We start from the raw sequence: 16,256 nt of genomic DNA on the forward strand, positions 1-16,256 counted from the left end.
CTCGCTACCGCGCCTCCTGCTCCTCGGCCACCTGCAGCATCTGCTCCGCCTCCGCCCGCCGCGCCTGCGCCGTCTCGTCGGTGCCGTCCGCGCCGTCGTAGGCGGCGAGCACCGCACGCGCGCGTGCCGCCGCCCGCGCGGAGCGGCCGAGGTCGGTCTCCAGCCAGCCCGCGGCGAGTTCGGCGCCGGTACGGCTGTCGAGGGCGCCCTCCCCGAGGGAGGCGAACACCGCGGCGGCCTCGACGACATGGGTCAGAGCCTCTTCGAGCGTGGCCCGGATCGCGTCGTCGTCGGCGTCCTCGGCGGCCGAGCGGGCCAGCAGGTCGCCGAACTGACGGTGGGTGTGCCCGAGTTCGGCGACCAGCCGCTCCCGCGCCTCCTCGTCGTCCGCGGCGCCCGCCGCCGCCTCGCACTCGCCGACCGCGCCCGCCATGAACTCGCGCGCCGCGTCCGCCCCGCCGTCCGCCCGCAGCGCCAGCCACGCGCGGGCCCGCAGAGAGCGCACCAGACCGTGGACGTTGCCCACCACGCGCCACAGCTCGCCCGCGCGCGCATACGCCTGCTCCGCCTCGGCCGACAGCCCCGCCGCTCCCAGCGACTCGGCGGCGAGGTGGGCGAGCGTGGCGTGGTCGTGCTGCTCGGGCCAGTGCCGGGCGATCTCTGCGGCCCGCAGCCGCCGGTCGGCCGCCTCCCGGTGCTCGCCCAGCTCGCTCAGGCAGTCGCCCAGCCACCACTGCGCCTGGACGACCGCCCCGTCGCCGTGCGTCTCCACGCTCAGGTCGGGCAGCGCCGACTCCAGCACCTCCGCGGCCTCGGCCCACCTGCCCTGCCGCAGCAGCAGCCCGCCCAGCTGGTGGCGCGCCCATGCGCCCAGCGTCGGGCCCTCACCGGCCTCGTCGGCCCAGTGCGCGGCCTCCAGGGCGTGCTCGGCTGCCTCCACGGCCTGTCCGCGGCCGCCCAGTACCTCGGCCAGCTGCAGATGCAACTGCGCCCGCCCGACCGCCTCCAGATGCGGCCCGCCGTGAGCGAGGGCCGCCCGCAGCGCCCGCTCCGCCTCGGCGATGTCGCCCAGGTGGTGCGCCAGCCCGGCCAGCCGTGCCTCGTACTCCACCGCGAACCACGGCAGTCCCGCGCCCACGAACCCCGCCGAGGCCCGCCCGAACAACGCGACGGCCTCCTCGAGCTCCCCGCGCCGCACAGCCAGCTCCGCGAGCATGGCCCGCGCCTCCGCGTCGCGCGAGGCGATCCGCACGTCGTCGCCGTCGTACCCCCCGACGAACGCGAGCACCTCACGGACGGCCGTCTCGGCCTCGCCCAGAACCGTTTCACCGCCGCCCGGCGTGGGGCTCTCCGGCGTGTCGCCCGCCTCGACCACCCGGCGCATCAGGATCCGAGCCCGCCCCATCAGGACCGACGCCGTCTGGCGCACGCCGGTGGCGTCGTCGGCGTACAGGGCGAGGATCTCGTCGTACGGCTCGGCGACGGCCGCCAGGGCCTCGTCCACCTGCCCCGTCAGGGCGCGTACGTACGCCGCACGCGTGCGTGCCGCCAGTGCCTCACCGGGGTCGCCCGCCGCCGCGTACAGCTCGGCGGCCCGCTCGAAGAGCTCGGCGCCCTCGGGACCCCGGTCCATCGCCTCGTGATCGACCATCTCGGCCCGGTCGCGGACGTCGTCCAGTTCGACGCCTTCGGCAGCCCGGGCGACCGCCGCCCACGCCTCCACGGCGCGCGGCTGCAGGCTGTCCGACAGACGCCGGGCCTCGGCCAGCAGCGCGGGCAGATCCGGCGCGTCCGCCGCTGCCACCGGGGCCGACGCCGGAGGCACCGGCGCCTGCGGCACCGGCGCGGAGACCGGGCGCACCGCGCGCACACCGAGCGGCAGCCGGTCCGCCAGCGGACGCTGCCCCATACGCGCGCGTGCCCGCTCACTCACATGCGCCGTGCCGTTGCGCTCGTCGAACCGGGCCGCCAACGCCAGGGCCTCCGCACGCGCGTGCGTGGCCAGCTCGCCCGCGCGCCACGCCCGGCCCGCCGGCCCGGGCACCTCGCGGTCGCCGAGCCCCAGCTCGATCAGCCGGTCCATGAGCAGCGCCACCACCGCCAGGAAGTCCAGCCGGCTGCGCGGATGCCCGGAGTCGGTGAAGTACGCCGGCCGCTCCGCGAGCAGCTCCAGGCCACGCGCCTCGTTGCCGGTCAGCGCGCAGAACTCCACATGGTCCGCGTACGCGGCCCGCATGCTCTCCATGGGCCGCACGAGCCGGAAGCCCCGCAGGTGGTGGGCGCGCGCCTCGTCCGCGCGGCCCAGCCGCAGCAGCGGCACCAGGGACGAGGCGAGCACCGTGTGCGGCTCGTGCGCACAGGTGAACTCGCCCTCCAGGACCGGCCGCCACAGCAGCAGTGCCTCCGCGTCCCGCCCCCGCTCCGCCTGCCACCAGCCCTGCCCGTGCAGCTCGCAGGCGTGGCAGTCGGCCATGCTGTCCCGGTCCGCCGCCAGCCAGGCGGCGTACGCCCGCTCCGCGCGCGGGACGTCACCGACATGCGCGGCGACACTGAACTCGGCGCTGCGCACGGCCCGCTCCGAGTGCCCCGCGAGCCGGTAGCGGTGCTCCATCTCGCCGAGCCACTTCTCGATCGAGGCGAGCGGCACGTGCGGCTGGTCGAGCATGCCGGACGACACCCACTTGAACACCCAGTGCAGCGAGTGCGTCTCGTACTCGTCGAAGTCCTCCGGACGCTCGTCCCACATGCGCAGCAGACGCGCGAAGGGGACGAACATCTTGTCCTTCTCGGAGCTGTAGTTGTAGACCTTCAGCTGGTGTCCGAGCGCCTCGATCACGGCGAGCGGGATGCCCAGCTTCTCGGCCTCCGCGAGCAGCTGCTCCGCGCGCGCGTTGCGGGCGGGACCCTCCGGCCGTCCGGAGTTGGCCGCCATCTCCCGGCGCAGGGAGTCGAAGTCCGTGATCTCAGCCATCAGCGGCCGTCCTCCCCGTGTGCGGACTCTCCGTGCGAGGAGTCTCCGTGCGGGGACTCTCCGTGGGTGGCCCATTCCAGAAGGCCGATGAACGCCCGGTTCAGCAGGGCGGTGTCCGCGGGCCTGAGCGGCCGCTGCGCCATCAGCAGCGCCTGCCCGTACAGGGACTCCACGGCGGTGCCGATCAGCTCCGGGTCCCCCAGCGAAGCGATCCTGCGGACCAGCGGGTTCAAGTGGTTGAGCACCAGACGCGCGCGAGGGGCGCTGCCGCGCAGCGAGCCGAGGATCCCCGCCCACAGGTCGTCGGCCTGCTCCTCGGCCTCGGCACGGGCCTGTTCGTGCCGGGCCGAGCGGTCGTCGAGGTGGAGGGCGGGAACGGACAGGGGATGGAAGGCGCGCAGCACGATGTCGCACTGCACGGAGTCCAGCTTCGCCCGCGCCGCCGCCAAGAACCCCGACAGCGCCAGCTCCTCCACCGGGTCCACCGCGTCCAGATGAGCCGTCACGGTGTCCGCGTCCAGCTCGGCGACCACCGTCCCCGGCCGCACCGAGGGCAGCGCCTCGACGAGATCGCTGTCGTACGTGTAGCCGCCGTTGATCACCCCGACGCCCTGCGCGGACGCGATCGGCGCGACCTGCCGGTACTCCTCGACGGTCCGCGTGAAGTGCACCACCGCGTGCCGCTGCGCGAACTCCTCCAGGGACAGCCGCCCGTCGGTCGTCTCGAAGGGCAGCCACGGCAGCATCGTCCGCAGCATGTCCTTGTCGTGCCGCGCCAGCGACTTCACGCCCAGGTGGTGCACCGACAGGAAGGCCGCCAGCCGCTCCGGGTCCCCGGCCGCGAGCCCGGTCAGCCAGGAACGTATCCGTTCCCCGAGCGCCTCCCGCACGGCGGCCAGCGTCTCGTCCTCGTACAGCGACTCGCGCGAGGCCGTCGGCCGCAGGCTGTCCGTGTCCAGCACGCACCGCACGAAGAACGCCCAGTCGGGCAGCAGCTGTTCGGCCCGCTCCGTCAGCAGCATGCCCTTGAGGTGCACGCGATGCGTCGCCCGCTGGGCGGGGCTGACCGCCGAGGGCAGGACGTACGCGACACCCCGGATACCGGCGAGCGGCACGTCCAGCTCGATCGAGTCCAGCGGGGTGAAGCCGAAGAGCTCGTGGCAGTGCCGGGCCAGCGCCACACGCCGGCCCGCGGGGGAGACGTACGAGCGGTCCCAGGGCGCCGGCAGGTCGGTGACCGCCTCCTCGCCGACCCGCACGTCGTACGGCAGCAGAGAACCGAAGTCCCGCGCCAGCGTCAGCACCCGCTCCGGCGCCAGCCACTCCCCGGCACCGGCCCGCGCGACCAGGTGCACGGTGGTGCCCGGTTCCGGGCGCGCCTCGGGAGCCAGCGTCCGCACGGTGTACGAACCGTCGTCGCTCGCCGTCCACTCCACGGGCAACGCGTCCGGCGTACGGGCGCTGCGGCTGACCACCCGGATCCGCTCGGCCACGACGAAACAGGCCAGCAGACCGATGCCGAACTGCCCGAGGAAGTCGGAACGAGCAGCCTCCAGCCCCTCGGCGCGCTTGGAGCTGCGGCCGATCGTCGCCAGCAGGCTGTGCACGTCCGCCTCGGTGAGCCCGATGCCGGTGTCCTCGACCCGCAGCGACCCGGCCTCGGCGTACAGCCGCACCCGGGCCGGGGCGTCCGGCTGCTCGGCGCGCCGGGCGGTGATGGCGTCCACGGCGTTCTGCAGCAGCTCGCGCAGGTAGACCCTCGGACTGGAGTAGAGATGGTGCGAGAGCAGGTCCACCAGGCCGCGCAGATCGACCTGGAAGGTGTGGGACGGCTGGGGTGACTGGGACGGCTGGGATGACTTCGAGGTCTGGGAGTCCATCGTCGCAGCGCCGGTGGGGGGACTTCGGACGGCGCGGGGTCGGGCGGTCCCTGGTGGGGAGGTGACCGCGGGGATGGCCGGAGCGCGCCATCCTAGAGCCCCGCCAGCCCGGCTGACCAGGGGTTTCCCGAGACGTATACGGCAATGTCAGTGGCGTGGTGTGCAATGGATCTCGTGCCCGCACTGGAAGAACCACTGAAAAAGGTGCTCGGCCCCGCCACCGCGAAGGTGATGGCCGAGCATCTCGGCCTGCACACCGTCGGCGACCTGCTGCACCACTACCCGCGCAGATACGAGGAGCGCGGCCAGCTCACGCACCTCGCCGACCTGCCCATGGACGAGCACGTCACGGTGGTCGCCATGGTCGCCGACGCCCGTCTGCACACCTTCGCCTCCGCCAAGGCCCCCCGGGGCAAGGGCCAGCGGCTGGAGGTCACGATCACCGACGGCAGCGGCCGACTCCAACTGGTCTTCTTCGGCAACGGCGTGCACAAGCCCCACAAGGAACTCCTGCCGGGCACCCGCGCGATGTTCTCCGGCAAGGTCTCCGTCTTCAACCGCCGCCTGCAACTCGCCCACCCCGCCTACGAATTGCTCCGGGGCGACAGCGAGGAGACGGTCGAGAGCTGGGCCGGCGCGCTGATCCCCCTGTACCCCGCCACCGCCAAGCTGGAGTCCTGGAAGATCGGCAAGGCGATCCAGACGGTCCTGCCCCGCGCCCAGGAAGCCGTGGACCCCCTCCCGCCCGGCCTGCGCGAGGGCCGCGGCCTGGTCACCCTCCCCGAGGCCCTGCTCAAGATCCACCGGCCGCACACCAAGGCCGACGTCGAGGACGCCCGCTCCCGCCTGAAGTGGGACGAGGCCTTCGTCCTCCAGGTCGCCCTCGCCCGCCGCCGGCACGCCGACGCCCAACTCCCGGCGGTGGCCCGCCGCCCCCGCTCCGACGGCCTCCTCACCGCCTTCGACGCCCGCCTCCCCTTCACCCTCACCGAGGGCCAGCAGAAGGTCTCGAAGGAGATCTTCGACGACCTCGCCACCGAACACCCGATGCACCGACTGCTGCAGGGGGAGGTCGGTTCGGGCAAAGCCCAGCCCTTGGACTCGCTTGTGCTCACGCCCGCCGGATTCCGTCGGATAGGGGACATGCGGGTAGGAGACGAGATCGTGGTCCCGGAGGGGGAGATCGCTCTGGTCGACGGTGTCTTCCCGCAGGGAGAACGCGATGTCTGGCGGCTGGTGCTCTCCGACGGAAGTTCCGTGGAGTGCGACGACGAACATCTCTGGATCGTCGGCACGAGTTGCGGGTGGCATCGGGGCCAGGCGCCCAAGGTCATGACGACCCGGGAGATCCGTCTCGACACGTTCAAGGCCAACGGATCCTCGAAGTGGTACATCCCCGCGGCCACTCCTGTCGATCTCGGGGACGACTCGGGGCTGCCGCTCGATCCCTACCTCTTCGGCCTCCTTCTGGGCGACGGTTCCTTCCGGCACAATCTGCGTCTGTCCACGATCGACGACGAGATCCGTGACGCCGTCGCGGCGGCCGTGGCACCCGACTGCCACCTCGTTCCGGTCAAGGGTTCGAAGTGCGACTTCACGATCCAGTTGGCGCAGCGAACCGGAGGAGTTCGCAACCCGGTGATCCAGACTCTGCGGGACTTGAACCTGTGGGGCGTGACGTCGCACGCCAAATTCATCCCCGACCAGTTCAAGAACACGACGGTCAAGAACCGACTCGCTCTGCTGCAAGGCCTTCTGGACACCGACGGCACTGTCGACGCGGACGGTATGAGCATCTCGCTCTGCTCGGCCTCACGTCGACTCGCGGACGACGTCGCCTGGCTCGTGCGGTCACTCGGCGGCCGGGCGCGGGTCCTGCAGAAGAAGGCCGCCTTCACCGTCTCGGCGGCTCTGCCCGACGAGTACGCCCCGTTCCGGCTGACACGCAAAGCGGAACGGGTCCACCCCCGGCCCACGTACAACACCTTCCGGCGCGGGGTCAGGGCGGTCGAGTACGTGGGACGGAAGCCGGTCCAGTGCATCAGCGTGGCTCATCGCAGTCACGCGTATGTCACCGACAACTTCACGGTCACCCACAACACCATGGTGGCCCTGCGGGCCATGCTCGCCACCGTCGACGCCGGGGGGCAGGCGGCCATGCTCGCGCCCACCGAGGTGCTCGCGCAGCAGCACCACCGTTCCGTCGTGGAGATGATGGGCGAGCTGGCCGAGGGCGGCATGCTCGGCGGTGCGGAGCACGCCACGAAGGTCGTGCTGCTCACCGGATCGATGGGCATGGCCGGACGCCGGCAGGCGATGCTGGACCTGGCCACCGGCGAGGCCGGCATCGTGATCGGCACGCACGCGCTCATCGAGGACAAAGTGCAGTTCCACGACCTCGGCCTGGTCGTCGTCGACGAACAGCACCGCTTCGGCGTCGAGCAGCGCGACGCCCTGCGCGGCAAGGGCAAGCAGCCCCCGCACCTGCTCGTCATGACGGCGACCCCCATCCCGCGCACGGTCGCCATGACCGTCTTCGGCGACCTGGAGACCTCCGTCCTCGACCAGCTCCCCGCGGGCCGCTCGCCCATCGCCTCGCACGTGGTGCCGGCCGCCGACAAACCCCACTTCCTGTCCCGCGCCTGGGAGCGGGTGCGCGAGGAGGTGGAGAACGGCCATCAGGCGTACGTCGTCTGCCCCCGCATCGGCGACGAGGAGGACGACCCCAAGAAGTCCGGAAAGAAGAAGTCCCCGGAGGACGAGGCGGAGAAGCGCCCGCCGCTCGCCGTCCTCGACGTGGCCGACCAGCTCGCCAAGGGCCCGCTCCAGGGCCTTCGGGTGGAGGTCCTGCACGGCCGCATGCACCCCGACGACAAGGACGCGGTGATGCGCCGCTTCGCCGCCGGCGACACCGACGTCCTGGTCGCCACGACGGTCATCGAGGTCGGCGTCAACGTCCCGAACGCCACCGCCATGGTGATCATGGACGCCGACCGCTTCGGCGTCTCCCAGCTCCACCAGCTGCGCGGCCGCGTGGGCCGCGGCTCGGCCCCCGGCCTGTGCCTGCTGGTCACCGAGATGCCGGAGGCCAGCGCGGCCCGCCAGCGGCTGAACGCGGTCGCCTCCACCCTCGACGGCTTCGAACTCTCCCGCATCGACCTGGAGCAGCGCCGAGAGGGCGACGTCCTGGGCCAGGCCCAGTCCGGCGCCCGCACCAGCCTGCGGGTCCTCGCGGTGATCGAGGACGAGGAGGTCATCGCGGAGGCGCGGGAGGAGGCGACGCGGGTGGTGACCGCAGATCCCGAGCTGACGGAGTTCCCCGGCCTGCGGGTCGCCCTGGACGCCCTCCTGGACGAGGAGAGGGAGCAGTACCTGGAAAAGGGCTGACGCTCGCCGACCGAGGGGGCGCGGGGCAGCATGGAACAGGCGGCCACCGCCGCGCGCGCGACCAGCCACAATGAACCTGAAGCCGCCCAGACACCAAGGACCGAAGATGACCCGCGTGATCGCCGGCGCAGCCGGCGGACGCCGCCTGGCCGTGCCGCCCGGCAATGGCACCCGCCCCACCTCCGACCGGGCACGCGAGGGCCTCCTGTCCACCTGGCAGTCCCTCCTCGGCGGCCCCCTCGACGGCGAACGGGTCCTCGACCTGTACGCCGGCTCGGGAGCCGTCGGCCTGGAAGCCCTCTCCCGCGGCGCGAGCCACGCCCTCCTGGTCGAGGCCGACGCGAGGGCGGCCCGCGTCGTCCGGGAGAACGTCAGGAGCCTCGGTCTGCCCGGCGCCGAGGTCAGGGCGGGCAAGGCCGAGCAGATCATCCAGTCGGCGCCGACGGCCCCGTACGACCTCGTCTTCCTGGACCCCCCGTACCGTGTGACAGATCACGATCTTCGCGAGATTCTGCTCACACTCCGCACTGAACACTGGCTCGCACCGGAGGCGATCGTCACCGTGGAGCGCAGCACCAGAGGCGGAGAATTCCGGTGGCCCGAGGGTTTCGACGCGGTCAAGGCCCGTCGCTACGGCGAGGGAACGTTTTGGTACGGTCGCGCCGCCTCTACGTGCGAAGACGCACGATGACCGGACCGGAGAGCGAGGGATCACTAGTGCGCCGCGCCGTCTGTCCCGGGTCGTTCGACCCGATCACCAACGGACACCTCGACATCATCTCCCGCGCCTCCCGCCTCTACGACGAGGTCTACGTCGCGGTGATGATCAACAAGTCCAAGAAGGGCCTGTTCGAGATCGACGAGCGGATCGATCTGATCCGCCAGGTCACCGCCGAGTACGGCAACGTGATCGTCGAGGCCTTCCACGGCCTGCTCGTCGACTACTGCAAGGAACGCGACATCCCGGCCATCGTCAAGGGCCTGCGCGCGGTCAGCGACTTCGACTACGAGCTGCAGATGGCCCAGATGAACAACGGCCTGTCCGGTGTGGAGACCCTCTTCGTGCCGACGAACCCCACCTACAGCTTCCTGTCCTCCTCGCTCGTCAAGGAGGTCGCCACCTGGGGAGGCGACGTCTCCCACCTCGTACCGCCGACCGTTCTCGAAGCCCTGAACGCGCGCCTCCGCCAGGACTGAGGGGACTACAGTCGTCCCGTCCGTCTCCAACACATCGGTAGAGAGTGGCGAGCACACGGTGGACGTGCAGAAGAAGCTCGACGAGATCGTGGCCGCGGTCTCCGGCGCCCGGTCGATGCCCATGTCGGCCTCGTGCGTGGTCAACCGCGCCGAACTGCTCTCGATGCTGGAAGAGGTGCGCGCGGCGCTGCCCGACTCCCTCGCCCAGGCCCAGGAGCTGATCGGCGACCGTGCGCAGATGGTGGAGCAGGCCCGTCAGGAGGCCGAGCGGATCATCCAGGGCGCGCACGCCGAGCGCGGCTCCCTGATCTCCGACACCGAGATCGCCCGCCGCTCGCAGGCCGAGGCCGACCGGATCCTCGCCGAGGCCCGTCAGGAGGCCGAGGAGGTCCGCGCCGAGGCCGACGACTACGTCGACTCCAAGCTCGCCAACTTCGAGGTCGTCCTCACCAAGACCCTCGGCTCCGTCGGCCGCGGCCGCGAGAAGCTGCTCGGCACGGGCCCCGGCCTCGACGAGCAGGGCTACGAGGACGAGGACGCCCCCGAGCGCAGCCACGACCCGGAGATCCTGCGCAAGGACGCCGACGCCTACGTCGACGCCAAGCTGGGCGCCTTCGAGGCGGTCCTGGCCAAGACGCTGGAGGCGGTCGGCAAGGGCCGCGCCAAGCTGCACGGCCGGATCGCCACCGACGACCTCGGTGCTCTCGCCGACGACACCACGTCCTTCCAGCACTCCAGCGACGCCGACTACCTCGCCGACCTCGCCGCCCTGACGCAGCAGGAGGCCCAGGCCGAGCAACAGCAGCAGCCGGTCCCGCAGCAGGACTACGCCGAGCCGCAGCCGGCGTACGGATACCAGCAGCAGACGGACCCGTACTCGGGCCAGTACCAGCAGCAACAGGGCTACGGCCAGCAGGACGCCTACGGCTACCAGCAGGCCGACCCCTACTCCTCCACCTCCGGCTACGCTCCGGCGGGAGGTGCCCCCTTCCAGGGCTACGACAACCAGCAGTACGACCCGAACCAGGCCCAGCAGCCGCAGCAGCCGCAGCAGTCGTACGCCCTCGACGAGACCAGCCTCTTCGACACCGGCATGATCACGCCGGAGCAGCTGAGGGCCTACGAGCAGGGTCGCGGCCAGTAAGGAACCACCGGATTGGGCCGTGAGCGAAAGGTCCAGTATCCTGGCTCTTCGGTCGCGTGTACGTCCGCGATCAACGCTGCCCGGGGGCAACCCGAGGGCAGTGTCCCTCTGAGCTCGAAGATCGAAAGCAGGAATGGCTCCCAACGCTCACCTCGACCATCGGAACCCTCTCGTGTTCGACACACACGAGCTGGGTCGGCGTCCTGGTGCGCTGCTGCGGCTGACCCGCTCGATCGAGGCTCCCAAGGATCTCGGGATCCAGGGAGTCGTCGGAGTGCCGGAAGGCGCCCCGGTGGAGCTCGAACTCCGGCTCGAGTCGGTCATGGAAGGGGTGCTTGTCACAGGCACCGCCCGTGCACAGGCCGAGGGGGAGTGCGTAAGGTGTCTGGAGCCGCTTCAGCTGGACGTGGAAGCGGACTTCCAGGAGCTGTTCACGTACCCTGACGCCGACGACCGGGGCCGTGTGATCGCGGAACCGGGCGACGACGCCGAGGACGACGAGGACAGGTTCTTCCTCGAGGACGGACTTTTCGACCTCGAACCTCTGCTGCGCGATGCGGTGGTGCTCGCACTGCCGATGCAGCCGGTGTGCCAGGAAGACTGCCCGGGACTGTGCGCCGAGTGCGGAGCACGTCTCGCGGACGACCCGGACCACCATCACGACGCCGTCGACATCCGTTGGGCGGCTTTGCAGGGACTCGCCGGCACCATGCAGGACGGCGAGAAGGACGAGATGAGCGGCGCCGAACCGGGCGTCGACGAGAAGCAGGAGAAGTAGCCGTGGCTGTTCCGAAGCGGAAGATGTCGCGCAGCAACACGCGCCACCGCCGGTCGCAGTGGAAGGCTGCGGTCCCCACCCTGGTTGCGTGCGAGCGCTGCCACGAGCCCAAGCAGCAGCACATCGCGTGCCCGTCTTGCGGCACCTACAACAAGCGCCAGGTCCTCGAGGTCTGAGCGGCTGGTGAGAGGCACCGTGTCCACTGCCAAGAAGGCGGATGACGCCAAGGCGGACGCACCCGCCAAGAAGAAAGCGGACAACACGGCCTCGTCCCACACGCTTCTGGAAGGGCGGCTCGGGTACAAGCTCGAGTCCGCCCTTCTGGTGCGAGCGCTGACCCACCGTTCCTACGCGTACGAGAACGGCGGTCTGCCGACCAACGAGCGGCTGGAGTTCCTCGGGGACTCCGTGCTCGGCCTGGTCGTGACGGACACGCTGTACCGCACCCACCCCGACCTGCCCGAAGGCCAACTGGCCAAGCTGCGGGCCGCGGTGGTCAACTCTCGTGCGCTGGCGGAGGTCGGTCGCGGCCTGGAACTGGGCTCCTTCATCCGGCTGGGCCGCGGTGAAGAGGGCACGGGCGGGCGGGACAAGGCGTCCATCCTCGCCGACACCCTGGAAGCGGTGATCGGCGCGGTCTATCTCGACCAGGGTCTCGATGCGGCGGGCGAGCTCGTCCACCGGCTCTTCGACCCGCTGATCGAGAAGTCCTCCAACCTCGGAGCCGGCCTGGACTGGAAGACCAGTCTCCAGGAGCTCACCGCGACCGAGAGCCTCGGCGTGCCCGAGTACCTCGTGACGGAGACCGGCCCCGACCACGAGAAGACCTTCACTGCTGCCGCCCGCGTCGGAGGCGTCTCGTACGGCACCGGCACCGGCCGCAGCAAGAAGGAGGCGGAGCAGCAGGCTGCCGAGTCCGCATGGCGGTCCATCCGGGCCGCGGCGGACGAGCGCGCCAAGCAAGTGGCGGCCGAGAAGGCCGCCCAGGACGGCGAAGGCCCCAGCTCCGTCTCTGCCTGACAGAAGAGTCTTGTCCGAAGTACAGCGCGTCCCGAGCGCCCGTCCCCGCCGTGGGGCGGGCGCTCGGACCGTTCACCGGTAGTCACGGGGGAGCGCATGCCCGAGTTGCCCGAGGTCGAGGTCGTCCGGCGAGGTCTGGAGCGGTGGGTCGCCCACCGTGTGGTCGCCGACGCCGAGGTGCTGCACCCGCGCGCCGTGCGCCGGCACATCGCCGGGGCGGACGACTTCGCGCACCGCCTCAAGGGCCATCGCGTCGGTGTCCCCAGCCGCCGCGGCAAGTACCTGTGGCTGCCCTTGGAGGACACCCACCAGTCGGTCCTGGCCCACCTCGGCATGAGCGGCCAGCTGCTGGTCCAGCCGGAGTCGGCCGCCGACGAGAAGCACCTGCGCATCCGCGTCCGTTTCGCCGACGAGCTGCGCACCGAACTCCGGTTCGTCGACCAGCGCACCTTCGGCGGACTGTCGTTGCACGACAACACCCCCGACGGGCTGCCCGACGTCATCGCGCACATCGCCCGCGACCCCCTCGACCCGCTGTTCGACGAGAACGCCTTCCACCAGGCCCTGCGCCGCAAGCGTACGACGATCAAACGGGCCCTGCTGGACCAGTCGTTGATCAGCGGAGTCGGCAACATCTACGCGGACGAGGCCCTTTGGCGCTCCCGCGTCCACTACGAACGCCCGACGGCCGGCTTTACCCGCCCGCGCACGGCCGAACTCGTGGGCCACATCAGGGACGTGATGAACGCCGCCCTCGCCGTCGGCGGCACCAGCTTCGACAGCCTCTACGTCAACGTCAACGGGCAGTCGGGCTACTTCGACCGGTCCCTCGACGCGTACGGCCGTGAGGGCCTGCCGTGCAAGAGGTGCGGTACGCCGATGCGCCGGCGGCCGTGGATGAACCGGTCCAGCTACTTCTGCCCGAAGTGTCAGAGGGCGCCGCGCGTCTCGTCGTAACGCGTCCGGGCGGCCAGGACCTCGTCCATGCGGCCCTCCACCAGGTGGATGAGGCCGAGCAGCCGCTCGGCGACGTCCCGGCCGAGGGGGGTGAGCTCGTAGTCCACGCGTGGCGGGTTCGTCGGCTGCGCCTCGCGGTGCACCAGCCCGTCCCGCTCCAGCGCGTGCAGCGTCTGGGACAGCATCTTCTCGCTCACGCCGTCGACGCGGCGGCGCAGCTCGTTGAAGCGCAGCGATCCCTCGTGCAGGGCGCCCAGCGTGAGCGCGCCCCAGCGGCCCGTGACGTGCTCCAGCGTGCCGCGCGAGGGGCACGCCTTGGCGAACACGTTGAAGGGGAGGTCCCGCGCCTCCGCGCGCTCCTGCGTGATGTCCATACCGCAAGCGTACTCGAAAGCAGCGCTAACCGGCAGGTTGCACTAACTCGTAGTTAGTGCTTTCCTTTCTTCATCGCTACTGACCTGCCGATCCAGGAGTTCCCATCGTGACCACCCCTGTTGTCTCCATCGCCTACCACTCGGGCTACGGCCACACCGCCGTGCTCGCGGAGGCCGTCCGAGCCGGTGCCGCCGAGGCGGGTGCCGAGGTCCACCTGATCAACGTGGACGAGATCACCGACGAGCAGTGGGCGACGCTGGACCGCTCCGACGCGATCGTCTTCGGCTCACCCACCTATATGGGCACCGCGTCGGGCGCCTTCCACGTCTTCGCCGAGGCGTCCTCGAAGCGCTGGTTCGGCCAGGACTGGAAGGACAAGCTGGCCGCCGGCTTCACCAACTCCGGCTCCAAGAGCGGCGACAAGCTGCACACTCTGCAGTTCTTCCAGATCCTCGCCGGGCAGCACGGCATGCACTGGGTCAACCTCGGCCTGCACCCCGGCTGGAACAACAGCGAGGGCAGCGAGCACGACCTCAACCGCCTCGGCGTCTTCGCCGGCGCGGCCGCCCAGACCAACGTCGACGAGGGCCCGGACGCCGTCCACAAGGCCGACATCCAGACCGCCGAACACCTCGGCCGTCGGGTGACGCAGACGACCCGGCAGTTCCTGCTGGGCCGCGCGGCCTGATCGGTCCTGCGGGCATGGGCATGATCAGCCAGGGCTCACATACTGGCGTCATGCCCTCGCCCCGGCGGTTCCGCGACGCCCAGCACACGAAGTACCACTTCCTCGATCATGTGCTGGTGCGGTGCCCGAAGTGCGCCGGGATCGCCCACGTCGCCCCGGTGACCTCCGCGGCCGAGGACGCGGCCCCCTCGGTGTTCGCGCGCCGCCGTCTCGTGTGCAGGGCGTGCGGTCTGGCGCGAGACGCCGCAGGGGGAGGGTTCCGCCTCTTCCGAGGGCGGGGCGAGGCGACAGACCCCTACTTCGGTCTGCCGTTGTATGTGCAGACGGAGGTCCGACACGGCCGGCTGTGGGCCTACAACCCGGAACACCTGGAGCTGATCCGGACCTTCGTCCAGGCACCGCTGCGTGAGCGGGCCCCGTGGGACGCGCAGGTCAAGAAGATGACGCTCGTCGCACGGCTGCCGACGTGGATCAAGGTCGCGAAGAACAGAGACGAGATCCTGCACGCCCTCGACCGCATCCGCTCATCCCTGGCCTGATCAGCTCCCTGGGCCTGCCACGTTGAGCGCCCTACGACGGCCTCGGACCGGCGGGCGAAGCTAGAACGGCCGGAACGCCTCGTGCGTCCAGCCGATGGGCAGCTTGTTCGTGAAGAACGCGTAGTTCGGCCCGTGAGCGGACTCGGTGACGAGGCACTCCCACTGATCCAATTCGTGGTGCAGGTAACGCCGCAGCAGGCCGGTGAACTGCTGAAACTCTTCGTCTGTCAGCGGGCCGGTCTGATCCTGTCCAGCGTCCATGCGACTCAAGGTACCCCGGGCGGGTGCAGCAGAACGACGTTGGTGAGAGCCCCAGCATGGAAGAACCCGTGCCCGGGTGCCTCAGTCGGACTCGCGTGCCCAGGCGTACGGCATTTGGTCGGTGGTGTCGATGACCCACGGTTCGGGGTAGCGGGCGTGGCATCCGGTGCACCGTGCGACGAATGTCCCGACCTCCGGGTTCGTCATGATGCTGTAGTGCGACGACGGCAGCGCCCGGACCAGGTAGCCGTTGGCGGTCGTCTCCAGGGCAGGCCAACTCGGCGAGCACGTACAAGGCGCTGTCCTGGCGAACGTCTCGTCCTCGGACGCATGGTGCGTTGCCTTGAACGTGCTGTAGAGCTTCCTCAATCCCCGCACGGTGTCCTCGCCTTCCGTGATCCACCGCCCCGAACCGATAACGTCCCCGTGACCAGGGCGGGAGAGACAGGTGATGTGCGGCCCACCTGGCCAGCATTACGTTCGTCGCAAAGGCGGAGAACGTGATCCTCCTCGGCCCGCCCGGGATCGGCAAGACGCACCTGGCCATCGGCCTCGGCGTCAAAGCCACCCAGGCCGGCCACTCCGCGACTGAACAAACCCCAGGGGGTCAATTTTCCGGGAGCGGCAGGGGGTAATTTTCGTGGAGCGTTGACGCGGGCATGGCGGACTCACGAAACACCGAAGCTCCGTTAGGGGTAAGCGACCCCACAGGTCACTCGCCCCAACGGAGCTACGGTCTTTCTGGTCACGCACACTCTGACCCGGCCCTCACAAGATCATCTCGACCTTGCAACAGCCCTGGTCGGGACACCCCTTCGGGGCTCCCGCTCAGAAGAGAGCGCCGATGACGATTTCCAGAAAACTGCCAACAGAACCGAGGACATTGGTCAGCATTTCAAGCTCCCTGGAGAGATGGGGACGGGTTGGTATGAGTAGAACTACCCGTTCTTCCCCAGGTGCGCATGTTAAGGACGATTTCAGGGTGAATCCGGTCCGCCCACAAGCGTTTCGGTCGAAACGCTTGGCGCTAATGTTCGAGTCTCGCCCCGTCATCCCACG

The 16,256-nt window shown here is 70.5% G+C and carries 14 protein-coding genes and 1 pseudogene; 11 read left to right on the plus strand and 4 right to left on the minus strand.

Annotated features, from left to right (window positions below; all coding sequences use genetic code 11):
- Positions 1 to 4 precede the first annotated feature (4 nt).
- Together LN251_RS21840 and LN251_RS21845 are read right to left on the minus strand one after the other, a co-directional pair.
- Entirely contained in the window at positions 5 to 2,971 is a 2,967-nt protein-coding gene (locus tag LN251_RS21840; RefSeq protein ID WP_458245850.1) for a tetratricopeptide repeat protein, read from the minus strand.
- Positions 2,971 to 4,851, minus strand: a complete 1,881-nt coding sequence (locus LN251_RS21845; protein ID WP_458245851.1) for an HSP90 family protein — start codon at positions 4,849 to 4,851, stop codon at positions 2,971 to 2,973. Before LN251_RS21845 ends, LN251_RS21840 begins: the two co-directional genes overlap by 1 nt.
- A 165-nt stretch (positions 4,852 to 5,016) precedes the next feature.
- Here LN251_RS21845 and LN251_RS21850 point away from each other — a divergent pair, with 165 nt between their 5' ends.
- The 8 genes from LN251_RS21850 (at position 5,017) to mutM (ending at position 13,334) form a co-directional block, all read left to right on the plus strand.
- The gene (locus tag LN251_RS21850; protein WP_458245852.1) at positions 5,017 to 8,238 is read left to right on the plus strand and encodes a helicase-related protein; all 3,222 of its coding nucleotides are present in this window, start codon (positions 5,017 to 5,019) and stop codon (positions 8,236 to 8,238) included.
- 70 nt (positions 8,239 to 8,308) lie between these two features.
- The gene (rsmD, locus tag LN251_RS21855) at positions 8,309 to 8,929 is read left to right on the plus strand and encodes a 16S rRNA (guanine(966)-N(2))-methyltransferase RsmD (RefSeq protein WP_458245853.1); all 621 of its coding nucleotides are present in this window, start codon (positions 8,309 to 8,311) and stop codon (positions 8,927 to 8,929) included.
- 26 nt (positions 8,930 to 8,955) lie between these two features.
- Positions 8,956 to 9,435 (plus strand): pantetheine-phosphate adenylyltransferase, encoded by a 480-nt coding sequence (coaD, locus tag LN251_RS21860; protein WP_058922952.1) that lies wholly within the window; start codon positions 8,956 to 8,958, stop codon positions 9,433 to 9,435.
- A 58-nt stretch (positions 9,436 to 9,493) separates the two neighbouring features.
- Positions 9,494 to 10,579, plus strand: a complete 1,086-nt coding sequence (locus LN251_RS21865; RefSeq protein WP_458245854.1) for an ATP synthase F0 subunit B — start codon at positions 9,494 to 9,496, stop codon at positions 10,577 to 10,579.
- Positions 10,580 to 10,712: 133 nt separating this feature from the next.
- Positions 10,713 to 11,357 carry a YceD family protein gene (locus LN251_RS21870; RefSeq protein ID WP_458245855.1) on the plus strand — a complete coding sequence of 215 codons (645 nt, stop codon included), beginning with the start codon at positions 10,713 to 10,715 and terminating at the stop codon, positions 11,355 to 11,357.
- Positions 11,358 to 11,359: 2 nt separating this feature from the next.
- Positions 11,360 to 11,533 (plus strand): 50S ribosomal protein L32, encoded by a 174-nt coding sequence (gene rpmF / locus LN251_RS21875; RefSeq protein WP_003951102.1) that lies wholly within the window; start codon positions 11,360 to 11,362, stop codon positions 11,531 to 11,533.
- A gap of 7 nt (positions 11,534 to 11,540) precedes the next feature.
- Positions 11,541 to 12,377: a ribonuclease III gene (gene rnc, locus LN251_RS21880; RefSeq protein ID WP_058922949.1), complete on the plus strand. Its 837-nt coding sequence runs from the start codon at positions 11,541 to 11,543 to the stop codon at positions 12,375 to 12,377.
- A gap of 96 nt (positions 12,378 to 12,473) precedes the next feature.
- Positions 12,474 to 13,334 carry a bifunctional DNA-formamidopyrimidine glycosylase/DNA-(apurinic or apyrimidinic site) lyase gene (gene mutM, locus LN251_RS21885; RefSeq protein ID WP_458245856.1) on the plus strand — a complete coding sequence of 287 codons (861 nt, stop codon included), beginning with the start codon at positions 12,474 to 12,476 and terminating at the stop codon, positions 13,332 to 13,334.
- On the opposite strand, the gene LN251_RS21890 is transcribed toward mutM, so the two are convergent.
- Complete coding sequence (locus tag LN251_RS21890) at positions 13,307 to 13,708, minus strand: winged helix-turn-helix transcriptional regulator (protein ID WP_458245857.1); 402 nt, start codon at positions 13,706 to 13,708, stop codon at positions 13,307 to 13,309. The genes mutM and LN251_RS21890 overlap by 28 nt on opposite strands.
- A gap of 107 nt (positions 13,709 to 13,815) precedes the next feature.
- Here LN251_RS21890 and LN251_RS21895 point away from each other — a divergent pair, with 107 nt between their 5' ends.
- Together LN251_RS21895 and LN251_RS21900 are read left to right on the plus strand one after the other, a co-directional pair.
- A complete protein-coding gene (locus tag LN251_RS21895) occupies positions 13,816 to 14,397 on the plus strand; it encodes a flavodoxin family protein (RefSeq protein ID WP_383670582.1) in 582 nt (193 codons plus the stop codon).
- A gap of 50 nt (positions 14,398 to 14,447) precedes the next feature.
- A complete protein-coding gene (locus LN251_RS21900) occupies positions 14,448 to 14,936 on the plus strand; it encodes a hypothetical protein (RefSeq protein WP_458245858.1) in 489 nt (162 codons plus the stop codon).
- A 60-nt stretch (positions 14,937 to 14,996) separates the two neighbouring features.
- On the opposite strand, the gene LN251_RS21905 is transcribed toward LN251_RS21900, so the two are convergent.
- The gene (locus tag LN251_RS21905; protein ID WP_458245859.1) at positions 14,997 to 15,197 is read right to left on the minus strand and encodes a hypothetical protein; all 201 of its coding nucleotides are present in this window, start codon (positions 15,195 to 15,197) and stop codon (positions 14,997 to 14,999) included.
- A gap of 464 nt (positions 15,198 to 15,661) precedes the next feature.
- On the opposite strand from LN251_RS21905, the pseudogene LN251_RS21910 reads away from it, so the two are divergent.
- Positions 15,662 to 15,778: pseudogene (locus tag LN251_RS21910) on the plus strand (ATP-binding protein); the annotation flags it as partial.
- Positions 15,779 to 16,256: the final 478 nt, after the last annotated feature.

This window comes from Streptomyces sp. MAI_2237 (assembly GCF_054189285.1).